Below are 24733 nucleotides of genomic sequence, written 5' to 3' on the forward strand. Positions count from 1 at the left end.
TTGCACGATGAACCGATAATTTAGCAATTCGCGGGAGCGGGATATGGTGTCATTCGAAAGTCTGAAAAGCGAATATGAGAGGAATTGGGCCAATCTCGAGGTTCGGCCCGGACGCCTCGCCGATGCAAACGCCGTCGCGCGCAAGGCGATCAAGGGCAAGGAGACGTATCAGCAGGTCGAGCGGCTGACCGGCGTGCCCTGGCACTTCATCGCACTGTGCCACTATCGCGAATCCAATTTCGATTTCGACACCTATCTCGGCAACGGCGAAACGCTCCATCGCGTAACATGCCTCGTCCCGAAAGGGCGCGGCCCGTTCGCCTCGTTCGTCGACGGCGCCGTAGACGCGCTGAGGATCGAGAACTTCGTCGGGACACAGGACTGGGGCATCGCACGCACCTTGTTCAGGCTCGAATGCTTCAATGGTCTCGGCTATCACGCCAAGGGCTGCAACTCGCCCTATCTCTATGGCGGCTCGACCCTCTATGGACCGCCCGAGGCCAGAGCCGGCAAATTCGTCGCGGACCACGTCTTCGATTCCAACCATGTCGATTCACAGCTCGGCACCGCGGTGATCCTGCATGCGATGATGGCGCAGGATTCCTCGATCACCTTTGAGGGTAGCCCAGCCATGGCCATCCGTGCCGAGCCCGACGACGATATGGCACCGACGATTCTTCTCATGCAGCAGACACTCAACAAGCTCGGCGCCAATCCGCCGCTCGACGAAGACGGCATCAGCGGCCCGAAAACGAAGGCAGCGGTCTCGCAATTTCAGCAACGGAACGGCCTTCAGGACACCGGCCTTCTCGACGGAACCACAATTGCCGCCATCACGCGCGCGACGACGCAACCGGTCCAGACACCAACTGTCGATCTGTCCAAGATCCTGAAGCGACTGGATGACCTCACACAGGTCGTGCAGCCAGGAGGGACAACACCGGCGGGCACAGCACCGGCCGGCACGACATCGGCAGGCGCGACGGCGGGAGGACAGTCTATCGATCTGTCTCAAATCCTGAGCCGGCTGGAAAATCTCGCACAGCTTGTACAGTCGGGAGGCACGACGCCGATAGCGACCCCACCGGCAGGGACGACCGGAGTTCAGTCGACCCAGCTATCCCAGATCCTGAACCAACTGCAGAGCCTCACACAGGCCTTGCAACCGGGAGCAACAACCCCCGTGAGCACAACGCCGGCAGCCAACAATACAGTCAGCGTGCTTGGACAGCTCCTCTCTCTCATCACCAAGACAGTGCCCGCGTCCGGAACGACCACGGCAACAAATCCTGCTCCTGCCAATCAGCTCAAACAGGTCGTCGACCTGCTCGGCGCCCTGCTCGGCAACAAGCCCGTCCTCGGCCAGGTGAACGGCGCGCTCGGCGAAACCATCGGCAAACTCTTGGACGGCAAGAAGACAGCACTCGGTATCGGTGGCTCGCTCATCACCGCGCTGCTCTCATCCGTGACGGCGAGCCCGACCGCCGGCGGTCTTGCCGGGCTGCTCGGGACGATCGCGACCTCGGTGCCAGGCCTGAGCCAATTCGCTCTCCCGATCTCGCTGGCGCTCACGGCCTGGGGCGTGCTCGGCAAGATGGAGAAATGGGCGCAAGGCACCGCGCCGCCGCCCAAGCCGACGACTTAGAGACGCTCGCCGCGTAGGGCCGCGGCACGACGCTGCATCAGCGCGCGCTCACGTCCGTTGGTTGCGAGATGCGCGGCGGCTTCGAACGCCCGCCGCGCTTCCGCGAGCCGCCCAAGCTTTTGCAGGAAGTCGCCTCGGACCGCCGGCAGATGATGATAGGCCGTCAGCGCCGGCTCGCCGGCGATTGCGTCCACGACGTCAAGTCCGGCTTGCGGTCCCTCGGCCATGCCGACCGCGACCGCGCGATTGAGCTCGATCACCGGCGAGCGCACCAGCCGCGTCAACCCGGCGTAAAGCTCCGCGATGCGCCGCCAGTCGGTGTTTGCAGCAGGCTCCGCCGTGGCGTGACAGGCCGCGATGGCGGCCTGAAGCGCGTAAAAACCTCCGCTGCCACCGAGCTCGCCGGCACGTTCGAGCGAGCGCAGGCCGCGACGGATCTGCAATTGATCCCAGAGGGTGCGATCCTGGTCCATCATCAGAATGGGATCACCGCTCGCATCGGTGCGCGCACGGACCCGCGAAGCGTTCAGGTCCATCAGAGCGATGAGGCCGTGAACCTCCGGCTCGTCCGGCGCCAGACCGGCGAGCACGCGGCCCATGCGCAGCGCCTCGTCACAGAGCTGCGGCCGCAGCCATTCCTCTCCCCGCGCGGCCGAATAGCCCTCGTTGAAGATGAGATAGACAACCTCCAGCACCGAGGCGAGACGCTCTGACAACGCTTCGCCGCTCGGCGTCTCATAGGCGAGACCGGATTCCGAGAGCGCCCGCTTAGCGCGGACGATGCGCTGCGAGATGGTTGCTTCCGGCACGAGGTAGGCGCGCGCAATCTCAGGCGTGGTCAAGCCGCAGATCATGCGCAGTGCCAGCGCCGAGCGGGCCTCGCGCGACAGGATCGGATGACAGGCCGTGAAGATCAGCCGCAACAATTCGTCGCCGATGTCATTGTCGAGCGCGGCATCGAAATCCGGCACGGTCGCCTGCTCCTGCATCATGTCCCGAGCCAGCATGTCGTGCTTGTCCGCGAGCATCTTGCCGCGGCGCAGATGATCAAGCGCACGGCGCTTCGCGGTCGTCATGAGCCAGGCGCCGGGATTTTCGGGCACGCCGATGATCGGCCAGGCTTCCAGCGCCGCAACCAGCGCGTCCTGGGTCAGCTCTTCTGCAAGCGGCACATCGCGCAGCATCCGCGACAGCGTGGCGATCAGCCGCGGCTGCACGACGCGCCAGGTGGCGCGGATGACGCGATCGATGTCGGCGGCCGTCATCGCCGCCGACGGGGACGAGCTGTGCTGTCCATCAGGCGTGGGCGGTTACCCCTGCACGCGCGTTGACCTCACAGGCCATGTCCACGCCCGGCGTCGCGAACGCCCGCAATTCGCAGGTGCCTTCCCAGCCCGGCATGTGGTCGAGGTGCAACTGCATGAATTCCTTGGCCATCGCCAGGGCCTCGTCCTTGTCACGCAATTCGAAAATGGCATAGCCGCCGATCGCCTCCTTGGCCTCCACGAAGGGGCCGTCGGTGATGCTGAGCTTGCCATCGGCGACATGCACCCGCGCACCGGTGGCAAGCGGCATCAGACCGCCATTATCGAGCATCCGGCCGGCCTTGATCTCCCGCTCGGAAATCCGCTGCATCGCCTCCATCAACGCCGGTGTCGGGCCCGTAGCCGGCTTCGGGGAAGTCACGATGTACATGAAGCGCATGCAAAACTCCTGTTGAGGCGAGGCGCGGCCAGTTTGGCCGCGAAATCAGCTCGCTATTGGGATGACGATCCAGCGGACGCCGGATCGACACGGGCAACGGAAAAATTGCAGGACCGGAACGGCGCCTACTGGCGCAGCATGATCAGGGGATCGGCCGTATCGGGAACCCGTCGCCATTGCGCGTTGTCATCGGCCTCGAACTGCCAGACCTCGCCGGATTGCGACATCAGGATGATCTGGCCGCGTTCGAGCCGCCATTGCGTCGGGTTGAACTGCGCGATGGCCGCATCGCATTTCGGCTTGAGGAAGACCTGGAAATTGTCCGGCCCGGCTTCCGTGTTGGTCAGCGTCAGGCCGCAAACCGGCTGGCCGTTGCCGCGTACCATCGCCCAGTCGCCGATCATCTGGTCCATCGACTTGGCCATCGAGCGCGCGGCGGCGAGGTCTTGCAGGATGTAGACGCCTTCGCCCTGCCGCAGGCCTTCGAAGATGCCGGCCTCGACCTCGGTGAAGTCGATCACGGATTCACCGGTGGCGTCCTGCAAGCGGACGATGTCGAGGCCCTTGATGCTCCATGCGACGATATCCTTGGTGAAGGGCAGCGCGGTCTTGCAGGCCGGCTCCAGCTCGAGCTTGAAACCCTGCGCCGCGGCGTCGGCCTTCATCGTGACGACGCAGGTCTTGCTGCGTTCGGTGGTCGAGAGCTCCCATTGTCCGGGCATCTCCTTCTTCAGGGTCGTCGTGTCCTGCGCCTGCGCAGCGCCCATCGCGGCAATACATGCCGCGATGGCTAACGCGAGGACCCGAAGAACGATCATCAGCGCCCCTTGACCGGCGTTTCCGCAACCGGCGTCAGCGGCGCCTTGCCGCCGAACCAGGTCTTGAGATTGTCGACCACGAGTTGGTCCATGGCGTTGCGCGTCACCACCGAGGCCGAGCCGATATGCGGCAGCAGGATGACGTTCTGCATGGTCTTGAGTTCGTCCGGCACGTTCGGCTCGGCCGCGAACACGTCGAGGCCGGCGGCGAGGATGGTACCGGACTTCAGCGCCTGGACCAGCGCCGGCTCGTCGACCACGGAGCCGCGCGCGACGTTGACCAGCACGCCGCGGGGCCCAAGCGCCTTCAGCACCTCGGCATTGATCATCTTGTTGGTGCTGGCACCGCCGGGTACGATCACCATCAGCGTATCCACCGCCTTCGCCATCTCGATCAGGTCGGGATAGTGCTTGTAGGAGACGTCCTTGGACGGATTGCGGGTGTGATAGACCACGGGCACCAGCGAGGCATCGAGCCGGCGCGCGATCGCCTGGCCGATCCGGCCCATGCCGACGATGCCGACCTTGCGGTCGCGTAGCGAGCCGACGCTGAGCGGATAGTTCTGCGTCTGCCAAAGGCCGGAGCGCACGTAACGGTCGGCCTTGATGAATTCACGCAAGGTGGCAAGCAGCAGGCCCATCGCGACGTCTGCGACTTCCTCGGTCAGCACGTCAGGCGTGTTGGTGACGACGATGTTATGCTCAGCGGCATATTTGGCATCGATGTGGTCGTAGCCGACGCCGAAGCTCGCAACGATCTCGATCTTCGGCAATTGTGACAGCGAATCCTTGTCGGCGCGCACCGTGTGATAGGTCACCGCCACGCCGCGGATTTTTTCGCGGACCGCCGGCGTCAACCGCTCGAGGTCGCCTCGCGTCTCGGCCTTGTGCACGACGAAATGATCGGAAAAACCGTTCTCGAGGATCGGCCGCACCGGCCCATAGATCAGGAGGTCGATCTTGTCGGACGAAATCGAACCGGCAGTCATCAGTTTTCCTTTCCAAGCGCGCTCTCGTGCCAGCGCCGTAAAACGAGATGCGAAACTAGCGCCAGCCCCCCATAGATGACAATCCCGGCCAGCGACAACAAAAGCAGCGCTGCGAACATGCGGGGTATGTTCAACCGATAGCCGGATTCTGCGATTCTGTAGGCCAGCCCGGAGCCTGCGCCGGCCGTTCCTGCCGCAATCTCGGCCACGACAGCGCCGATCAGCGACAGTCCGCCGGCGATCCGCAGGCCGCCAAGGATATAGGGCAGCGCCGCCGGCAGCTTCAGAAAGCGCAGGGTCTGCTGTGGCGAGGCGCCATAAAGCTGGAACAGGCCTGCGAGATTGCGGTCGACCGAATTCAGTCCGAGCGTGGTGTTGGACAGCACCGGGAAAAAAGCGACGATGAAGGCGCAGACGACGACCGCGGTCTGCTGCTCCAGATAGATCAGAAGCAGCGGTGCAATCGCGATCACCGGCGTGACCTGGAGCACGACGGCGTAAGGAAACAGCGAATATTCCACCCATTTCGACTGGTTGAACAACAGCGCCAGCGCGATGCCGCCGAGGCTCGCGGCCACAAAACCTTCCAGTGTCGTCAGAAGCGTGGTCGCGAGCGATTGTGACAGCACCGCCCAGTCCTTGATCAGCGTCAGGAAGATGATCGAGGGCGCCGGAAGCACATAAGGCGGGATCTCCTTGATGCGGACCACGAGTTCCCAAGCCAGAAGTCCAGCCGCGAATACGACGACCGGCAGCACGAAGCGCACCGCGCGTTGCGCACCGGACGGTTTGGCGGTGAGCGAGGGCTGCGCGTTCATAGCACTGACTGCCCCGAATAGGACGGTGCTAGTGCCGCCGACACTTTCCGGCAATAATCGGAATAGGCCGCCGAAGTGCGAAACTCCTCACCGCGCGGCTCGACGGTCTCGATGCGGATGTCGGCCTGGATGCGGCCTGGCCGCGCCGTCATGACCACCACACGCTGCGACAAATAGACGGATTCGAACACCGAATGGGTGACGAAGACGACGGTCTTGCGAAGGCTGCGCCACAGCGCGAGCAGATCGTTGTTGAGGCGGAAGCGCGTGATCTCATCGAGCGCCGCGAACGGCTCATCCATCAGGAGGATATCGGGATCGGTGACGAGCGCGCGCGCCAACGAGACCCGCATCTTCATGCCGCCGGACAGCTCGCGCGGAAAGGCGTCGGCGAAATCGGCGAGGCCGACACTCGCCAGCGCCGCATCGGCACGCGCGCGCCCCTCGGCCTTCGGGATGCCGCCAAGCTTCAGCGGCAACCGCACGTTCTCGCGCACGCTGGTCCAGGGCATCAGTGTCGGCTCCTGGAACACGAAGCCGATGCCCTGGCCCGGCTGTGCAGGGCCGTCGTGGTGCGCCACCCGCACGGTGCCAGACGACGGCGCGCCAAGCCCCGCAATCAGGCGCAACGCCGTCGACTTGCCGCAGCCGGACGGGCCGAGCAGCGAAATGAACTCTCCCTTGCGCACGGCGAGATCAAGCGGACCGAGCGCCATGACGCCGTTGTCGTAGGTCTTCGTCACGCCGCGCAGGCTGACGGCCAAAGCCGTCAGGCCGGGCTCGCCCCCCGCCGAAGTTTTGACTGATGACATGGACCTTGCGTTACGGCTTGGCGGGGCGCAGCTCGACGCCGACGCCCTTGTTGACGAAACGCAGCGTGTAGGACTTGCGGAAGTCGAGATCGGGCTTCACGACGCCGGCCTTCACCATCTTGTTGAAGAAGGAGGTATAGCGATCATCGCTCATCGCGCCGATGCCGTTCCTCAAGGACTCGCCGGAATCCACGATGCCGTATTCCTTCATCTTGGCGACGGAGTAGGCGAGCAGCTCGTCGGTCATCTCCGGATTGAGCTTCTTGATCATGGCATTGCCCGCGGAATTGTCGCCATAGATGTAGTTGTTCCAGCCGACGATGGAGGCATCGACGAAGCGCTGCACGAGGTCGGTCTTCTTGTCGACCAGGTCGCGGCGGGTCTCGATCAGAGTCGAATAAGTGTTGAAGCCGGAATCGGCGAGCAGGATGACGTTCGGCTTGAAGCCGGCGGCCTTCTCGACCGCGAAGGGCTCGGAGGTGACGTAGCCCTGCATCGCGCTCTTGGGGTTGGCGATGAAGGGCTGCGGATTGAAATTGTAAGGACGGACGTTCTTCTCGCTGAAACCGTATTCGGATTTCAGCCATTGGAAATAGCTGGTCATGCCTTCCTTGGAGACGAACAGCGTCAGCGGCTTCAAGTCCTCGATCTTGCTGACCTTCGCATCCGGCTGCGTCAGCATCACCTGCGGATCTTTCTGGAAGATCGCGGCGATCGTCACCACGGGGACGTTGTTGGCGACGGCGTCGAACGACATCAGCGTGTTCGCGGCCATGAAGAAATCGAGCTTGCCGGCGATCAGCAGCATCCGGTTGTTCTCGTTCGGTCCGCCCGGAACGATGGTGACGTCGAGGCCGTACTTCTGGTAGGTGCCGTCTGCGACCGCCTGGAAGAAGCCGCCATGCTCGGCTTCGGCGACCCAATTGGTGCCGAAAGTGACCTTGTCCAGGTTCTCGGCCCGCGCCGGCTGGCCCGCCACGAATACGGGACAAAGGGCAACCGTTAACGCTCGCCAGAGATGAATGAGGCGCATGATTGGACTCCGTCGATCGCTTCTAGCCGATACCAAACCAACGCGATAAAACCGCAAGACATTCGGGGACGCGAGCCGGCCGGGCCCGCGTCCCCTGATAACCCCAAATTACGCGACAAATTCGGGCAAAGAAACCTTGATGACGCCTTCCCGCGACTGGACCGAGATCCACTGGGCCGACGCTGGTCATGCGGACGTGTCGCGCTGGATCGCGGTGCTGCCGCTGGCGGCGACCGAGCAGCACGGCCCGCATCTGCCGCTCGAGACCGATGTGCTGATCGCGGACGCCTATCTCGCGCGCGTGCGCGAGCTTTTGCCCGAAAACGTTCCGGCCAGTTTCCTGCCCGTTGAACCGATCGGGATTTCCACCGAGCATATCGACTATCCGGGCACGCAGACGCTGCCGACCGAGATGGCGCTGAAGCGATGGACCGCGATCGGCGAGGACATCGCGCGGCGCGGGGTGAAAAAGCTCGTCATCATCACCAGCCATGGCGGCAACAGCGCGGCAATGATGCTGGTCGCGCAGGATTTGCGCGCGCATCAAAAACTGTTCGTGGTGACGACATCGTGGTCGCGGCTGTCAGGCGCGGACCAATTGTTCCCGGCCGACGAAGTGCGGCACGGCATTCATGGCGGCGCGGTCGAGACCTCGATCATGCTGGCGCGCTATCCCGGTCAGGTGCGCGTTAATGCGATCGCCGATTTTCCCGCGAGCAGCATCGCGATGGACAAGGAATTTCGCTGGCTGTCGACGCAGCGGCCCGCGCCGTTCGCCTGGCAGGCGCAGGATCTCAACGCCAGCGGCGCGGTCGGCAACGCGACATTGGCTGTCGCTGAGAAGGGCGAGCAGCTCATCGATCAGGGCGCGCGCGCCTTCTGCGAGCTGTTGGCAGAGGTCGATAACTTCGACGTGAACAGGCTCGCCAAGGGCCCTCTCGGCTAGACCTCATCTTACTGGAATCATTCAGGAAAGAGCCAGGCACCACCGACGCCTTTGCCGCCATCGAACCGGACTCGAAGAGCCTCCGTCCAACTGGGCCCGCGGACCACAACGGACCGTCTCAACCCGGATAGAGTTTCACATGTCGATCAAGACCAAGATTGCCGCAGTCGCGCTCGCTGCCCTCGCCGTCAGCGGCAGCGTCGCGGCCACCACGTCGCAGGCCGAAGCCAAGCCGCTCGGCTGGGGGATCGGCGCCGGCATCGCCACTGCCGCCATCGTCGGTACCGCGGTCGCCGCGAGCAGCCAGCCCTACTCCTACGGCTATCACCGCTGCGGCTGGGTCGCCCAGTACAACGCCTTCGGCCAGTACGTCGGCAACGTTCGTACTTGCTACTGATTTGAGGATCTGAGGCCGATCTCACGTGGATCCCGCGTCCGACACGGGCGCCTCATCCACCCCGTGTCGTGCCCCCGACCCCGCCCGGCTGTCCCCCCGGGCGGGGTCACCCGTTTTGGAGACCGGGAATTTGTTGCAGGCCCGTCACACAAGGCTGCCAACCATCGTCTGCGACATTCTGCACTAGTTGCTATTAAGAATTATTCGCAATAAGGTTCGCAACAAGCGCAGGGGCTTGGGACGAAATCGCGTCGCGTCGAGATCATCTCGTCGAATTGGCCGATCAACCGGAACCTGATGACAGGATCGTCGCGAATCGGCAGGGATGTCGGGGCGGTTGGGACACATTTATGTCTGGGGCGTGCGTTTTGACGTTGAGAGGTCACCGACATCAATTGTTGCGGACGGCGGCGGCGATCGCGGCCGGCGTGCTGGTCCTGCCGGGTGCAAGCTCGGCCGCCGACCTGCCGCTGAAGGCGCGCGCTGCGAGAACCGTCTACGACTGGACAGGTTTCTATGTCGGCGGCCATTTCGGCTATGGCGATGCGGGCTTTGGGCCCGGCACCAATCCCATGCCCGAGCAGGGCGTCGTCCTGCCGCACAGCGCGACCGGGCTCACCGGCGGCTATCAGCTCGGCTACAATCGCCAGCTCGCAAACCGCGTCGTGCTCGGCATCGAGGCAGATTCGACGTTCACGAGTCCGTCTGACGGCCCGGCCCTCTCACATTCACCGGCGCCCTTCCACACCACAATCGACTATGTCAGCACCGTGCGTGGCCGCGTCGGTTATGCCTTCGACCGCTTCATGCCCTATGTCACCGGCGGCTTCGCCTGGGGCCATACCCACATCAACGTCAACGACGGCGACGGCGTCACCGGATTATTTCCGGTCGGCCATTACCAGACCGGCTGGACCGCCGGTTTCGGGCTGGAATACGCGGTCAGCGGCAACTGGACCGCAAAGGCCGAATACGAATATGTCGACCTGTCGCGCAAGACTTACGATCTCAGCAGCTTTGGCCTCGGCAGCGTCAACGTCGATCCGCGCATCCATCTGTTCAAGCTCGGCCTGAACTACCAGTTCGGCGACACGCCATGGATGGCGCCGGTCAACGGCAAGACAAAACTCCCCGAGTCCGGCGACTGGAATGTGCACGCCCAGACGACGGTGCTGCCGCAAGGCTACGGGCCGATCCATTCGCCCTATGCGAGCCCGCAGAGCCTGCCCGGTAGCGGCCAGTTTCAGGCGACATGGACGACGACGGCATTCCTGGGTGCAAAACTCTGGGACGGCGGCGAGTTCTATTTCAATCCAGAGCTGGCGCAGGGATTTGGCATCAACGGCACGCTCGGACTTGCCGGCTTCTCCAACGGCGAAGCGCAGAAGGCCGGCGCGCCATTCCCGAAGATCCGGGCACAGCGCTATTACTTCAAGCAGACGTTCGGCCTCGGCGGCGAGCAGGAAGAGGTCGCCGACGCCCCGAACCAGCTTGCGGGAAAACGCGACATCGACCGCGTCACGCTGATCGTCGGCCGCTTCGCCGTCGGCGACTTCTTCGACGGCAATGCCTACGCGAAGGACCCGCGCGCCGACTTCATGAACTGGGCGATGTGGGCGTCCGCCGCGTACGACTTCCCCGCCGACCTGCCCGGCTATACCCGCGGCGCCGTGGTCGAGCTCAACCGCAAGGATTGGGCGATCCGCGCCGGCTTCTTCCAGGTGCCGGCCGCGCCGAACAGCGACGTGCTCACCTTCAAGACCGGCGGCACGGTGGTCGAGTTCGAGGAGCGGCATGCGATCTTCGAACAGCCCGGGAAACTGCGCGTCGGCGTCTTTGCCAACAGCGGCAACACGGCGAACTATCAGCAAGTGGTGGACCTCGCCGCCGCCAATCCGGCGCTCGACATCAACGACATCGTCACCGCGACCCAGCGCGACCGGCTCAAATACGGCTTCTACGTCAATCTCGAGCAGCAGATCGTCAACGACGTCGGATTGTTTGCGCGGGCGAGCTGGAACGACGGCCAGAACCAGATTCTCAACTTCACCGACATCGACCGCAGCGTTTCGGGCGGCCTGTCGATCAAGGGCAGCCGCTGGGGGCGTCCGGACGACACCATCGGCATCGGCGGCGCGATCAACGGCCTGTCGGCCGCACATCGCGACTTCCTCGCCGCCGGCGGCACTGGTCTGCTGATCGGCGACGGCCAGCTCAACTACCGCACCGAACGCATCCTCGAGGCCTACTACGCCTATGCGGTGATCAAAGGCGTCACGCTCACTGCCGACTATCAATTGATCACAAACCCGGCCTATAACGCCGACCGTGGGCCGGTCTCGATCTTCTCGGGCCGCCTGCACGCCGAGTTCTAGCCCGAGATTCTAGCCCAAGAGTGGGCCCCATGAAGCCAAGAGATAGCCGCACGGCCGCGATCGGCCGGGCGCTAAGCCCCAATGTCTGGGATGTCGTGGCACTGGTCCTGGTGATCGGCGCCATGGTGCTGATCGTCTATGGCGGCGAGCAAACCGTCGCGCCCCTGTCCGAGCTTGAACGCACGCCGGTCTCGCTCGATCCGGCAAACCTGCCGCTCTACGCGCTGCGCACCGTCTTGCGGATGCTGCTTGCGATCGTTTGCTCGATCATCTTCACGTTCATCTACGCGGCGGTCGCCGCCAAGAGCCGGCGCGCGGAGATGGTCATGATCCCGGTGCTGGACATTCTCCAGTCCGTGCCGATCCTGGGCTTTCTCACCTTCACCGTCGTCTTTTTCATGAATTTGTTTCCGAGCCAGGTGCTCGGCGCCGAGCTTGCCTCGGTGTTCGCCATTTTCACAAGCCAGGCCTGGAACATGACGTTCAGCATGTACCAGTCCATGCGCAACGTGCCGAAGGATCTGGAAGAGGCTACGCAGAGCTTTCATTTGTCCGGCTGGCAGCGCTTCTGGCGGCTCGACGTGCCCTTCGCGATGCCGGGACTGATCTGGAACGCGATGATGTCGATGTCGGGCGGATGGTTCTTCGTGGTCGCCTCGGAGGCGATCACCGTCGGCAACACCACGGTGACCTTGCCGGGCGTCGGCTCCTATGTCGCGCTGGCGATCCAGCAGCAGGATTTGCCGGCGATCATCTACGCCATCCTGGCGATGCTGATCGTCATCATCGCCTATGATCAGTTGCTGTTCCGCCCCATCATCGCCTGGGCCGACAAATTCCGCTTCGAGCAGACGGCTTCCGGTGACCCACCGACCTCGTGGATGCTCGACTTGTTTCGCCGGACCCGGGCCCTGCGTGCCGTGACGCTGCCCTTTTCCGCCATCAATCGCGCGGTCTCGAATTTGCGCATCTCGCTGCCAAAATTACGGCCATCAGCGAACAGCAAAAACCAGCCGTCACGACTGATCGACGGGGTTTGGCTTGCTCTCGTCCTCGCAGGTACGGCCTATGCCGCCTGGCTGACCTATCGCTATCTATCGGCCAGTCTCGGACTGCCCGACGTCCTCATTGCGATCCGCGACGGGCTGATCACGCTGTTGCGCGTCATCATCCTGATCAGCCTCGCCACGCTGATCTGGGTGCCGATCGGCGTCTGGATCGGGCTGCGCCCGAAACTCGCCGAGCGGATTCAGCCGCTGGCACAGTTTCTGGCGGCCTTCCCGGCCAACCTCGCCTTTCCCGTATTCGTGGTCGCGATCGTCCGCTTCAAGCTGAACGCCAATATCTGGCTCAGCCCGCTGATGATCCTCGGCACGCAATGGTACATCCTGTTCAACGTCATCGCGGGCGCCAGCGCCTTTCCGACCGACCTGAGGGAGGCGGCGGGCAGCTTCCACCTCGGGGGATGGCGCTGGTGGACCAAGGTGATCCTGCCCGGCATCTTTCCCTATTACATCACCGGCGCGATCACCGCGTCCGGTGGTTCGTGGAACGCCTCAATCGTCGCCGAAGTGGCGAGCTGGGGCGACACGCATCTCAGTGCCACCGGGCTTGGCGCCTATATCGCCAGTGCGACGGAAGCCGGTGATTTCCCGCGCGTCGTGCTCGGCATCGCCACGATGTGCATCCTGGTAACGTTGTTCAATCGTCTGGTTTGGCGACCGCTCTATGCCTTTGGTGAACGCCGCCTGCGTCTCGGTTGATGAGGAGACCATCATGCTCGACCAACCCTCCGCTCTCATCGATATCCGCGGCGTCTGCCGATCCTTTCCCAAAGGCAGCGGCGAACAACTCCTGGTGCTCGAAAAGGTCGACCTCACGATCCGCTCCGGGGAGATCGTCGGCCTGCTCGGCCGCTCCGGCTCCGGCAAGTCCACCTTGCTGCGAATCATCGCCGGCCTCGTCACGCCCTCCTCGGGCAGCGCAACCTGCCGCGGCGAGACCATCGTCGGCCCGCCGAACGGCGTCGCCATGGTATTCCAGTCGTTTGCACTGTTTCCCTGGTTGACGGTCCTCCAGAACGTCGAGCTCGGGCTGGAGGCACTCGGTGTAGAATCCGCCGAGCGGCGCAAGCGCGCACTCGCCGCGATCGATCTGATCGGCCTCGACGGCTTCGAATCCGCCTTCCCCAAGGAGCTGTCGGGCGGCATGCGCCAGCGCGTCGGCTTCGCCCGTGCGCTGGTGGTGCATCCGGACCTCCTGCTGATGGACGAGCCGTTCTCGGCGCTCGACGTGCTCACCGCCGAAACGCTGCGCACCGATTTGATCGATCTCTGGATCGAGGGCCGGCTGCCAATCAAGTCCGTGTTGATGGTGACCCATAACATCGAGGAGGCGGTCCTGATGTGCGATCGCATCCTGGTGTTCTCGTCCAATCCCGGCCGCGTCGCCACCGAGATCAAGGTCGATCTGCCTCATCCGCGCAACCGCCTCGATCCGTATTTCCGCCAGCTCGTCGACAACATCTATGCCCGCATGACCCAGCGCACCGAGCCGAAGGCGCCTTCGATCGAGGGCATTCCCGGCACCGGTATCGGCATGACCCTGCATCACGTCTCGTCCAACGTGCTGTCCGGCCTGATCGAGACGCTGGCAGGACCGCCCTATCACGGACATGCCGACCTGCCCGTGCTCGCAAGCCAGCTCCAGCTCGAGGCCGACGATATCCTCCATCTCGGCGAGTCACTGCAACTTCTGCGCTTCGCGCAACTCAGCGAAGGTGACCTGATGCTCACGGAAGCCGGCAAGCGCTTCGCCCATCTCGAAACCGACGCGCGCAAGAAAATGTTCGCCGAACATCTCGTCACCTACGTGCCGGTGATGGGACTGATCCGTCGCGTGCTCGACGAACGCCCCTCGCATACCGCGCCCGCGGCGCGGTTCCGCAACGAGCTCGAAGACTACATGTCCGAGGACTATGCGGACGAGACCCTCAAGACGGTGGTGTCATGGGGCCGCTATGCCGAGCTGTTCGCCTATGACGAGCACTCCGAGACGTTCAGCCTGGAAAACCCCGGCGAGAGCGCTTGATCGCTCAGAACAGCAGGGCGCCGCCCGAGACCAACAGCAGCGCGAGCACGATCTTGCGGAACGCGGCCTCGTCGATCCGGCCGAACAGCTTTAGCCCCAGCCACGTCCCGGCAAACAGGAACGGCAGGCCGAGCACGAACAGCTTTGCAGTCTCGGGCGTGACCGATCCCTTGGCGCCCAGCAAGAGCGCCGCCATGGCGAACACCACGACCGCGACGGGCTGGAACGTGGCACGCTGAAGGTCCTTGGGCAGGCTGCGCAAATTGCACCAGATGGTGATGATGATGCCGGCAAGGCCGGTCAACCCGCCGAGCAGGCCGTTGACGAACCCGACTGCGATGTCGGCCGCGGGCGGCACGACGGTTGCGATCTTGAGCTGCGGCCGAAACAACGCATAAAGGCTGTAGACGATCAGGATCGCCCCAACCGCGATGCGAACGCTCTTCGGATCGGCCCAGGTCAGAAGCGACACCCCGACCGGCACGCCCACGACGGCGCCGATCATGAAAGGCCATAGCCGGCGCCAATCGATCGCAGCGCGGAGCTTCCAGACTGAATAACCCTGCACCAGAAGGCCGAACCCGACGATCAGGCTGGCGCTCTGGAGCGGCGTCAGCACATAGAGCCACAACGATGCGGCGACCAGGCCGAAGGCAAAACCGGAGAGGCCGGCGACAAACGCGCCGGCGAAAGTGGCCAACAGGAAAAGCGGAAGCTCGATTGTGATCCCGTCCATTGCTCGCTCCATAAATCAGCGAGCAGCGCTTGCGTGGGATCACCACTTCACGGGAAGGCTGCGATGTCCCCGGGCTGCAAGCCTAGGAGAACCTGGTTCCCTCCACAATGGCCCTCCTCTGGCGCGCTGCGACAATTTGGTCGGAACGGGCAATCTATGCGGTGAGTTCATATATAAGAGGCTCGCTCCGGCGTCCGCTGGCCCGCATCCCCTCTCCCTTGCGAAAAATGTTGTCTGTCGAACTTATCATCGTTGTCGTCCTGATCGTCATCAACGGCCTCCTGTCCATGTCCGAGCTCGCCGTGGTGTCGTCACGCCCGGCCCGGCTGTCGCTGCTTGCCGCCAAGGGCGTGCGCGGCGCCGAGCGCGCGCTGATGCTTGCCGCCGATCCCGGAAAATTCCTCTCGACGGTGCAGATCGGGATCACGCTGGTCGGCGTGCTCTCGGGCGCATTCTCAGGCGCGACGCTCGGACAGCGGCTGGCGCAATGGCTGGTCGAGCTTGGTCTTGCGGCCGGGATCGCCGACATCGTCGGCGTCGGCATCGTCGTCACGCTCATCACCTATGCGACGCTGATCGTCGGCGAACTGGTGCCGAAGCAGGTGGCGCTGCGTGATCCCGAAAGCATCGCGGTCAGGGTCGCGCCCGCGTTGCACGTGCTGGCGCGGGTATCGCTGCCGCTCGTCTTCCTGCTTGATCTCTCGGGCAAGCTGATCCTCACGCTGCTCGGCCGCAGCGGCAAGGCCGAGGAGAAGGTCTCGGAGGACGAGATCCATCATCTCGTCAGCGAGGCCGAGAACGCCGGCGTGCTCGAGCCCGGCGAGAAGGAGATGATCGCCGGCGTGATGCGACTCGGCGACCGGCCGGTCGGCGCCGTGATGACGCCGCGGACCGAGGTCGACGAGATCGACCTGAGCGATGCCCCGGAAACCATTCAAGCGATCATCGCGAAGAGTCCGCATTCGCGCTTCCCCGCTTCGGACGGCGATCGCGAAAAGCCGATCGGCGTGCTCCAGGCCAAGGACCTGCTGGTCGCGTATATGAACGAGCGCACGCCGGATCTACGGGCGCTTGTCCGCGAAGCGCCGAGCATTCCCGCCTCAGCGGATGCCCGCGATGTGCTCGCGATCCTGAGGGCTGCGCCGGTTCATGTCGGTTTCGTTTATGACGAGTACGGCGCCTTCGAAGGCGTGGTCACGGCAGCCGATATTCTGGAGTCGATCGTCGGCGCCTTCCATTCCGAGGAAGGCCCGCCGGAGCCGGCTTATGTCAGACGTGCGGACTCGTCGCTGCTCATCGAGGGCTGGATGCCGGTCGACGAGTTCGGCGATCTGCTCGGCATCGAGCTGCCGCCGCACCGCTACCACACGGTGGCGGGTCTGGTGCTGCAACAATTCAACGTCCTGCCCAATGTCGGCGATGCCTTCGACCTCGGTGGCTGGCATATCGAGGTGGTCGATCTCGATGGCCGGCGGATCGACAAGATTCTGGCGAGCCGGAGTGGTGTGCAGGCGGCGACGTGAGTTGCGGGCACGCGGCACCGCAGAACCCTCACCCGAACCTCACCCCGATCCGCTTCTCCTTGCGCCAGACCACGGTGCAGGGCAGATGCGTTCCGTCGGCCTTGATGGACAGTGTGAAGTGCGCGGGAATGCCGACCGGGCTGGTGACATCAAGCGCTGCGCCGGTGTCCGAGAAGTTGCGGACGGTGCAGTCGATCGCGCCGCCGCCGAACTCGATGGTCCCGGTCTTCAGCACGCGGTGCCTGGTTTTGTCGCGTCGCTCGTCCATGGCGCCAATTTACACCCGAAGCTGACACAGACGTTAAAGCTTGACCCTGCCCCCAGTGAATTTACGCAGCCGGAGGACACAGCGGTATCATCCGGTCGACCGGCGCCTTACGGCGCCGGCTGGAACGTCTCCGCCCGCGCCATCTGCCAGGCATCGCGGAAGCGCGGGTCTTCCGTGCCTTCGAGCAGTTCACCCGGACGCAGCGCCGGATAGAGCTGCGCGAAGGTTTTCACCTGGGTCGTCGACGTCCGTTGGCTGAAGTGGATCGGCCGCAGCTGCTGCGGATGTTCGAGACCCGCCGCGGCAATCAGCTCGGTCAGCGAGTGCAGCGTGGCGTGGTGATAATTGTGCACGCGGTCGATCTTGAGCGGCACATAGAGCGCGCGCGCCCGCGTCGGATCCTGCGTCGCCACCCCGGTCGGGCAGCGGTCGGTGTGGCAGCTCAGCGACTGGATGCAGCCGAGCGAGAACATGAAGCCGCGGGCCGAATTGCACCAGTCGGCGCCGATCGCCATCGCGCGGGCCATGTCGAAGGCGGTCGCTATCTTGCCGGACGCGCCGAGCCTGATGCGGTCGCGCGCATTGATGCCGATCAGCGCATTGTGGACGAAATTGATGCCCTCGCGCATCGGCATGCCGAGGTGGTCCATGAATTCCAGCGGCGCGGCACCGGTGCCGCCCTCATTGCCGTCGACGACGATGAAGTCCGGATAGATGCCGGTCTCCAGCATCGCCTTGCAGATCGCCAGAAACTCCCAGGGATGGCCGATGCACAGCTTGAAGCCGGTCGGCTTGCCGCCCGAGAGCTTTCGCATTTCGGCGATGAATTGCATCATTCCGACCGGGGTCGAGAAGGCGCGATGCGAGGCCGGCGAGATGCAGTCCTCGCCCATCGCGACGCCGCGGATCTTGGAAATTTCTTCCGAAACCTTGGCAGCCGGCAGCACGCCGCCATGGCCGGGCTTGGCACCCTGGCTGATCTTGAGCTCGACCATCTTGATCTGGTCCTGGGCAGCGACCCGCGCGAACGCGTCGGGATCGAAGGTGCCGTCGAGATGACGGCAGCCGAAATAGCCGGAGCCGATCTCCCAGATGATGTCGCCGCCCATCTCGCGGTGATAGGGGCTGAAGCCGCCCTCGCCGGTGTCATGGGCGAAGCCGCCCTTCTTGGCGCCGGCATTGAGCGCGCGCACGGCATTGGGGCTGAGTGCGCCGAAGCTCATCGCCGAGATGTTGAACACCGACGCAGAATACGGTTTTGCGCAGTCCGGCCCGCCGATGGTGATGCGATACTTCTCCTCGGCATGCGCCTTGGGCGACACCGAGTGATGCATCCATTCATAACCCTCGCGGTAGACGTCCTCCTGGGTGCCGAACGGACGCTTGTCGAGCTGCATCTTGGCGCGCTGATAAACCACCGCGCGGATGTCACGCGAGAACGGCATGCCGTCCTTCTCGCTCTCGAAGAAATACTGCCGCATCTCCGGGCGGATCTCTTCGAGCAGGAAGCGGATATGTGCCGAGATCGGGTAGTTGCGCAGGACCGCATGGCCCTTCTGCATGAGATCGCGGACGCCCAGCAGCGTCAGGGCACCGAAGATCACGATCGGGATCAGCAGGATGTCGAAGATCTTGCGGTCGGCGATACCGATGCCGATCAGGAGCGCGGTGACGACCGCGCAGATCGTCAGGATGATGAAGCGCGGCGAAAATGGAAGCAGCAGAGTTTCCATGACACCCTCGGCCGAAGCTTGCGTCTTGTTATCGTTGGCCACGACCACATCCTTCTCGTCAAAATGACGGGGTACAATACGCCCGCGCCCCGTCTATGGATATGACGCGGCCTGGCTTCAGGCTACCGAATCCGCACGCTGCAAATCAATCCGTCCGGGCGCGGGCTTTTGCAGTGCAATAGATTCAATGACATGACAAATCAGTGACTATGTAGCTGCGCCTGATGCGGAATCACGCCGTGCTGCTCGAGGCCGCCCTGCGCCAGCCAGGCGTCGGTGCTCGCGATCGCGCGGTCGATATGTTCGCCGGTGCGCGAGAAATCGTAAGGCGAGCCGACCACCGGGCAGAGCGGCGGCACCACGACATATTCGATGTCGGGGGCGAGCCCTTCGAGCTCGGCCACCAACTGCCGGGCCGTCAGCAGCGTCAGCGCATGCAGGGCATTGGCGACCGCACCGACCGGGGGGCTTTCGGCCGCGCAGGCGTGCCCGGCCGGCAGCACGATCAGCCGCTTTGCGCCCTTGTGAACCGCGACCCGGACCGGCGTGTTGGAGGAGATCGCGCCGTCGGCGAGGAACAGATTTCGGTAGCGAACCGGCGTGAAGGCACCCGGGATCGCGGTGGACGCCAGGATCGCCTCCACCGCCGAGCCATCCGACAGCACCACGCTCTCACCGGAGACGAAATCGGTGGTGACGATGTGCAGGGGAAGCCGCGCCTCCTGGAGGTTGCGGTAGGGCAGATGATCCTCGACCAGCTTGCGGATGCCGTCATGGGGAATCAGGAAATCCCGCCGCCACATGAATCCAAGCAGGGTCCGCCATGTGACAGGGAAGACGTCCTGCCGTTTCAGGCTGCGCCAGATCGCTTCCAGCCCGAGCACGCCCTTGAGGGAGGGATCGCCGGCATAATATGCGCCGTTGATCGCGCCGACGCTGGAGCCGACCACGAGGTCGGCGACGACCCCGTGCTTGGCCAGCGCCTGCATCATGCCGACCTGGATCGCCCCGAAACTGCCGCCGCCCGCCAGCACGAAGGCGGTCGGGTTTGGCGGACGACCATGATCGATCGCAGACAAGATGTGCGCAGCTCCCCCACCTCTCGCATCGCAACATCGCCGCGAGATTTTGCAGCGAGCTTATAACAGCGCCCGCGCGAGCGGGGCCAATAACAAAGTCGGGGGAGGATGGTGAGGGCGCGCGCGCGTATGTGAGGCTAGATGCCAACCACACACTCGCTGCCGTCCCGGCCTAGTGCGCAATTGCGCACGGGGGCCGGGACCCATAACCACAGGGGTAGAGTTTGGCGAAGACTAGTCGTTCGGTACTGCCGCCAATCGCGATCGATAGATTCCGCGGTATGGGTCCCGGCCCCCCGTGCGCAATTGCGCACTAGGCCGGGACGACAGGAAAACTACCGCTCGACGAACGCCTTCTCGATCACGAAATGACCGGGCTTGTTGCCGGAGCCCTCGATGAAATCGCGGCCTTCGAACATGACTTTCAGCTCTTCGAGCATCGCCGGGCTGCCGCACATCATGACACGATCAGTCTCGATGTTGAGCGGACCCTGGCCGATGTCGTTGAAGATCTGCTCGGAGTTGATGAGGTCGGTGATGCGGCCGCGGTTGCGGAACGGCTCGCGGGTCACGGTCGGGTAATACACCAGCTTGTCCGCGAGCAGCTCCCCGAACAGCTCGTCTTCGCGCAAGGAAGCGACGAGCTTTTCGCCATAGGCGAGCTCGGAGACCTGGCGGCAGCCGTGAACCAGCACGATGGTGTCGAACTGATCGTAAACCTCGGGGTCCTTGATCAGGCTCGCGAACGGGGCGAGGCCCGTACCGGTCGAGAGCAGCATCAGCCGCTTGCCGGGAATAAGATTGTCGGTGATCAGCGTGCCGGTCGCCTTGCGGCCGACCAGGATGGTGTCGCCTTCCTTGATCTTCTGGAGGCGCGAGGTCAGCGGGCCGTCCTGGACCTTGATCGAGAAGAACTCGAGCTCTTCCTCGTGATTGGCACTCGCCATGCTGTAGGCGCGCAGCAGCGGACGGCCATCGATCTCGAGGCCGATCATCGCGAACTGGCCGTTCTGGAAGCGGAAGCCGGTATCGCGCGTGGCGCGGAAGCTGAACAGCGTGTCGGTCCAGTGCTGGACGGAAAGAACCTTCTCTCGGTAAAACGCGCTCATGATTTTCGATATTCCGAATATTTGCGGTTTTAGAACAACAGCGTTGCCCGGCCCCTGAAAGCGAGGCGAACACCACTTGTCATGGCGGAGGATTTCTTGGGTGTGATCTACTCCATCGAGGCCAATAATCAACCTCGTTTGGGATGCAATTGATGCCGCTCAAACCGGCATTTGCAGCGGAATTGACCGCACTGTTAAGGAATCTGCTGCGGCGCGCGCATGGAGGGTAATTTCTTTTCCCTGCGGGGCTCGATCGCAGCACTTAATTTCCGTCGCGCTCGCGAGAATTTCATTAAGAATAGCCCTGACTTTCACCCCTGTTTGGCGCCGCTTCCCGCATTTTTGTGGCTTTTGGCGACGGGAACGATTGAAGCAGAACGATTGAAGCCTATGGCAAGCAGTGAGCGGATCTTCGTCCAGGCCATCAGGCGCTATTGCGCGGACCATGGCATCGCCGTCGATATCCGCGCCGGCGGCTGGCTGATCGCGATGCGCCGAGGGGAGGAGCGCCGCTTCGCTTTCGGCTACGACATCGGACTCAACAGCGCGATTGCGCATCGTCTCGCCAACGACAAATCGGCAACCGCCGAAGCGCTGGCGCTGGAATGCGTGCCCTGCATTCCCCATGATCTCTTTCTCAACCCGAAGCTGGGTGCGCAAATCGTCGTTCCCGGCTGGCACGAGGCGATGCTGGCGCTGCTTGCGCAGAACCCGCAAGGCGTCGTGGTGAAGCCGAACGAGGGGACGTCGGGACGATCTGTCTTCAGGGTAACGACGGAGGCGGAGCTCGACTACGCGGTTGGCGAGGTCTTTTCGATGAGCGTCGGGCTCGTGATTTCGCCTTATGTCGAGATCGAGGAGGAGGTCCGCGTGGTGCTGCTCGATGATGTACCCCTCGTCGTCTACAGCAAGCAGCGTGGCCCGGATTGGCGGCACAATCTCGATGCCGGTGCAAAACCCGTGCTGCTTGAGGACGGCGAGGCTCGCTCAGCTTGCGTGAAACTCGCGATCGACGCCGCAAGCGCCATCGGCATCGCCTTTGCGTCAATCGACGTGGTGCGCGTGGATGGCGACTGGCGCGTGCTCGAAATCAATTCCGGCGTGATGATGGAGGCTCTGGGGAAGCTCTATCCGGAGCTGGTGCAGGCGACATATGACGCGGCGCTGGATCGGGTGTTTGGAGGGGCTCTCCGCGAGCACTAATCTATCCCCGTCGCCCTTCGAGGCTCGCTGCGCAGTGCAAACGCACTGCCCAGCTCGCACCTCAGGATGACGGAGATCCTCCGAACAATTCTTCAGAGATCCCGTTGGACCTAATTATTCGCGCTCGCGGAATCGTCCATCGCCTTGAAGGCTTCTTCCAGTTGCAGCGAGATCGGCACGTTCATGCGCTCGCCGGTCGGCATGCGCGCGATGAACCATTTGTTGTAGAGCGGAACGAGATCGTGGTTGGAGCCGAGCTTGCGGAAGGTGCGGTCGACCACCGCCGTCAGCGGCGGCTCGCCCTTCCTGAACATGATGCCGTAGGGATCGTAGGACAGATAATCGCCGGTGACGCGGAACTTGTCCTGCGCCTTGTGGCGAACGATCAGGCCCGAGAGCAGGATGTCGTCGGTGGCAAACGCATCGGCCTTGCCGTCGGCGAGCATCTGGAACGATTCCTCGTGATCGGCGCCGACGACGATGTTCAGCCCCAGCGACGACTTCTTGTCGGCGGCCTGGATCGCCTGCTCGTTGGTAGTGCCCTTCGTCACCACGATGGTCTTGCCCTTCAGATCGGTCAGCGACTGGACGTTTGATCCCTTCGGCACCATCAGCTTGGTGCCGGCGACGAACATCAGCGGCGAGAATGCGACGCGCTTGCCACGCTCCGCATTGGCCGTGGTCGAGCCGCATTCCAGATCGATCTTGTTCGCAATCACCGCATCGATGCGATCGTCGGATGTGACCTTGACGTAGTCGATCTTGAGATTGGGATCGTCGACCTCGACGCCGATCTCCTCGACGACAGCCTCACAGAGTTCAAGGCTGTAGCCGATCGGGCGGCCCGACTGGTCGAGGAAGGAGAACGGCGGCGAGCTCTCGCGGTAGCCGAGCCGCACGGTGTGAGCTTTCTTGATGGCTGATAGCGTCGGGCTAAGCCCGTCGCTGCCGCCGGTCTGGGCGGAGGCACCCGTTGCCAGCAGACACGCTGCCAGCAACAGGCCGCCCGAAATCGCCGTCAAAGGGCGCATATGCACTCCCGTCAATGGCCGGCCATCGCGGGCACTTCGCCCGGCACCATATCGCCCGGCACGGCGTCGCCCGGTTCCATCGCATGCTCGGGCCCGAGCTCGCCCTCCCACTTCGCCACGACCGAGGTCGCGAGCGTGTTGCCGATCACGTTGGTGGCGCTGCGGCCCATGTCGAGGAAGGTGTCGATGCCCATGATCATCAACAGACCCGCCTCGGGAATGTTGAACTGCGACAGCGTCGAGGCGATCACGACGAGGGAGGCGCGCGGCACGCCGGCGACACCCTTCGAGGTGATCATCAAGGTCGCGAGCATCGCAAGCTGCGTGCCGAGCGGCATGTCGATGTGGTAGCTCTGCGCGATGAAGATACTGGCGAAGGTGCAGTACATCATCGTGCCGTCGAGGTTGAAGGAATAACCAAGCGGCAGCACGAAGCTCGATATCCGCGACGAAGCGCCGAAGCGGTTGAGCCCCTCCAGCGTCTTCGGATAGGCCGCTTCCGAGCTCGCGGTGGAGAACGCGATCATCAGCGGCTCGCGGATCAGCCTGAGGAGATGGCTGTATCTCGGCCCGATCACGATGAAGCCGACGATGACCAGGATTCCCCAGAGCAGGAACAGTGAGAGGTAGAAGCCGCCCATGAACACGATGAGCTTCCAGAGCACCAGGAGGCCGTTCTTGGCGACCGTCGCCGTGATGGCGGCCCAGACCGCCAGCGGCGCGAACAGCATCACATAGCTCGTGACCTTGAGCATGATGTGGCCGAGATCATCGATCAGCGCCAGAATCGGTTTGGAGCGCTCGGGCATCGAGCCCATCGCCACCGAGAAGAACACGGCAAAGATCACGATCTGAAGAATCTCGTTCTGCGCCATCGCATCCGCGATCGAGGTCGGGATCAGATGGGTCAGGAATTTCTCGATCGAGAAGGCCGAGACCGGCAGGCCGGTCGACTGCGCCTTGTCCGGCAACGTGCCGGGGAAGTTAGCACCGGGCTGGAGCAGATTGACCATCACGAGGCCCAGCATCAGCGACACGAAGGACGCGCTGATAAACCAGCCCATGGTCTTGGCGAAGATGCGGCCGAGCTTGGAGCCCGAGCCCATATGGGCGATGCCGCCAACCAGGGTCGCAAACACCAGCGGCGCGATGATCATCTTGATCAGGCGCAGGAAGATCACGGCGACCAGGTTGATGGAGGAGGCCCAATCGCCTCGCGTATCCGGCATGAAGTTGTAGATCGCCGACCCCATGATGATGCCCAGCACCATCGCCACCAAGATATATTGCGTAAACCTGTTCGACATTAATGACCCCCACTACACCGACCGCTTCATGATGTCGCAGATATGACAACTACGCAACACGCTTGCGTGCGATTGGGTTGTCCGGATGTTCCCATTGTGAAACTTGACGCGGCAATC

22 protein-coding genes are annotated in these 24733 nt (G+C 63.4%); 8 read left to right on the forward strand and 14 right to left on the reverse strand.

The features are described 5' to 3' along the window. Positions 1 to 43: 43 nt before the first annotated feature. On the forward strand, positions 44 to 1645 hold the full coding sequence (locus UB31_RS40620; protein ID WP_045012632.1) for a peptidoglycan-binding protein: 1602 nt from the start codon (positions 44 to 46) through the stop codon (positions 1643 to 1645). On the opposite strand, the gene UB31_RS23740 is transcribed toward UB31_RS40620, so the two are convergent. The 7 genes from UB31_RS23740 to UB31_RS23770 all read right to left on the reverse strand — a co-directional run bounded on the left by UB31_RS23740 (position 1642) and on the right by UB31_RS23770 (position 7819). Then, positions 1642 to 2910, reverse strand: a complete 1269-nt coding sequence (locus UB31_RS23740; RefSeq protein ID WP_045012633.1) for an RNA polymerase sigma factor — start codon at positions 2908 to 2910, stop codon at positions 1642 to 1644. The genes UB31_RS40620 and UB31_RS23740 overlap by 4 nt on opposite strands. Positions 2911 to 2941: 31 nt before the next feature. Continuing rightward, positions 2942 to 3349, reverse strand: a complete 408-nt coding sequence (locus UB31_RS23745) for a YciI family protein (RefSeq protein WP_045012634.1) — start codon at positions 3347 to 3349, stop codon at positions 2942 to 2944. 125 nt (positions 3350 to 3474) lie between these two features. Further along, on the reverse strand, positions 3475 to 4167 hold the full coding sequence (locus tag UB31_RS23750) for an AprI/Inh family metalloprotease inhibitor (protein ID WP_045012635.1): 693 nt from the start codon (positions 4165 to 4167) through the stop codon (positions 3475 to 3477). Further along, entirely contained in the window at positions 4167 to 5156 is a 990-nt protein-coding gene (locus UB31_RS23755; RefSeq protein WP_045001771.1) for a 2-hydroxyacid dehydrogenase, read from the reverse strand. The genes UB31_RS23750 and UB31_RS23755 overlap by 1 nt, the downstream gene beginning before the upstream one ends. Continuing rightward, positions 5156 to 5974, reverse strand: a complete 819-nt coding sequence (locus UB31_RS23760) for an ABC transporter permease (protein WP_045012636.1) — start codon at positions 5972 to 5974, stop codon at positions 5156 to 5158. The genes UB31_RS23755 and UB31_RS23760 overlap by 1 nt, the downstream gene beginning before the upstream one ends. Next, positions 5971 to 6786, reverse strand: coding sequence for an ABC transporter ATP-binding protein (locus UB31_RS23765; RefSeq protein WP_045012637.1), 816 nt, complete (start codon positions 6784 to 6786; stop codon positions 5971 to 5973). The genes UB31_RS23760 and UB31_RS23765 overlap by 4 nt, the downstream gene beginning before the upstream one ends. 10 nt (positions 6787 to 6796) lie before the next feature. Beyond that, positions 6797 to 7819: an ABC transporter substrate-binding protein gene (locus UB31_RS23770; protein ID WP_045012638.1), complete on the reverse strand. Its 1023-nt coding sequence runs from the start codon at positions 7817 to 7819 to the stop codon at positions 6797 to 6799. A 139-nt stretch (positions 7820 to 7958) separates the two neighbouring features. On the opposite strand from UB31_RS23770, the gene UB31_RS23775 reads away from it, so the two are divergent. The 5 genes from UB31_RS23775 to UB31_RS23795 all read left to right on the forward strand — a co-directional run bounded on the left by UB31_RS23775 (position 7959) and on the right by UB31_RS23795 (position 14627). Beyond that, a complete protein-coding gene (locus tag UB31_RS23775; RefSeq protein WP_045012639.1) occupies positions 7959 to 8765 on the forward strand; it encodes a creatininase family protein in 807 nt (268 codons plus the stop codon). A gap of 139 nt (positions 8766 to 8904) precedes the next feature. Continuing rightward, the gene (locus UB31_RS23780) at positions 8905 to 9162 is read left to right on the forward strand and encodes a hypothetical protein (protein ID WP_045012640.1); all 258 of its coding nucleotides are present in this window, start codon (positions 8905 to 8907) and stop codon (positions 9160 to 9162) included. Positions 9163 to 9512: 350 nt separating this feature from the next. Continuing rightward, positions 9513 to 11537, forward strand: a complete 2025-nt coding sequence (locus UB31_RS23785; RefSeq protein ID WP_050044824.1) for a carbohydrate porin — start codon at positions 9513 to 9515, stop codon at positions 11535 to 11537. A 29-nt stretch (positions 11538 to 11566) separates the two neighbouring features. Continuing rightward, positions 11567 to 13300 (forward strand): ABC transporter permease, encoded by a 1734-nt coding sequence (locus UB31_RS23790; protein ID WP_045012641.1) that lies wholly within the window; start codon positions 11567 to 11569, stop codon positions 13298 to 13300. Between the two features lie 13 nt (positions 13301 to 13313). Next, positions 13314 to 14627, forward strand: coding sequence for an ABC transporter ATP-binding protein (locus tag UB31_RS23795; protein WP_045012696.1), 1314 nt, complete (start codon positions 13314 to 13316; stop codon positions 14625 to 14627). Between the two features lie 4 nt (positions 14628 to 14631). Here UB31_RS23795 and UB31_RS23800 read toward each other — a convergent pair whose 3' ends face one another. Beyond that, positions 14632 to 15363 (reverse strand): sulfite exporter TauE/SafE family protein, encoded by a 732-nt coding sequence (locus tag UB31_RS23800; protein ID WP_045012642.1) that lies wholly within the window; start codon positions 15361 to 15363, stop codon positions 14632 to 14634. 227 nt (positions 15364 to 15590) lie between these two features. Here UB31_RS23800 and UB31_RS23805 point away from each other — a divergent pair, with 227 nt between their 5' ends. Continuing rightward, complete coding sequence (locus tag UB31_RS23805) at positions 15591 to 16886, forward strand: hemolysin family protein (RefSeq protein ID WP_045012643.1); 1296 nt, start codon at positions 15591 to 15593, stop codon at positions 16884 to 16886. A 28-nt stretch (positions 16887 to 16914) separates the two neighbouring features. Here the strand turns inward: UB31_RS23805 and UB31_RS23810 are convergent, their stop codons facing one another. From UB31_RS23810 to UB31_RS23825, 4 genes are all read right to left on the reverse strand, one after another. Beyond that, positions 16915 to 17154, reverse strand: a complete 240-nt coding sequence (locus UB31_RS23810; protein ID WP_045012644.1) for a PilZ domain-containing protein — start codon at positions 17152 to 17154, stop codon at positions 16915 to 16917. A gap of 107 nt (positions 17155 to 17261) precedes the next feature. After that, positions 17262 to 18887: an FMN-binding glutamate synthase family protein gene (locus UB31_RS23815; protein ID WP_045012697.1), complete on the reverse strand. Its 1626-nt coding sequence runs from the start codon at positions 18885 to 18887 to the stop codon at positions 17262 to 17264. Positions 18888 to 19087: 200 nt separating this feature from the next. Further along, positions 19088 to 19966, reverse strand: coding sequence for a patatin-like phospholipase family protein (locus tag UB31_RS23820; protein WP_245306051.1), 879 nt, complete (start codon positions 19964 to 19966; stop codon positions 19088 to 19090). 335 nt (positions 19967 to 20301) lie between these two features. After that, positions 20302 to 21075 carry a ferredoxin--NADP reductase gene (locus tag UB31_RS23825; protein ID WP_045001785.1) on the reverse strand — a complete coding sequence of 258 codons (774 nt, stop codon included), beginning with the start codon at positions 21073 to 21075 and terminating at the stop codon, positions 20302 to 20304. A gap of 390 nt (positions 21076 to 21465) precedes the next feature. On the opposite strand from UB31_RS23825, the gene UB31_RS23830 reads away from it, so the two are divergent. Continuing rightward, positions 21466 to 22278 (forward strand): ATP-grasp domain-containing protein, encoded by an 813-nt coding sequence (locus UB31_RS23830; RefSeq protein WP_045012645.1) that lies wholly within the window; start codon positions 21466 to 21468, stop codon positions 22276 to 22278. A 110-nt stretch (positions 22279 to 22388) separates the two neighbouring features. On the opposite strand, the gene UB31_RS23835 is transcribed toward UB31_RS23830, so the two are convergent. Further along, a complete protein-coding gene (locus tag UB31_RS23835; protein ID WP_045012646.1) occupies positions 22389 to 23309 on the reverse strand; it encodes an amino acid ABC transporter substrate-binding protein in 921 nt (306 codons plus the stop codon). Positions 23310 to 23320: 11 nt separating this feature from the next. Further along, entirely contained in the window at positions 23321 to 24616 is a 1296-nt protein-coding gene (locus UB31_RS23840) for a dicarboxylate/amino acid:cation symporter (protein WP_045002335.1), read from the reverse strand. Positions 24617 to 24733: the final 117 nt, after the last annotated feature.

It is taken from the genome of Bradyrhizobium sp. LTSP849 (genome assembly GCF_000938255.1).
In the GTDB taxonomy this organism is placed as follows: domain Bacteria; phylum Pseudomonadota; class Alphaproteobacteria; order Rhizobiales; family Xanthobacteraceae; genus Bradyrhizobium.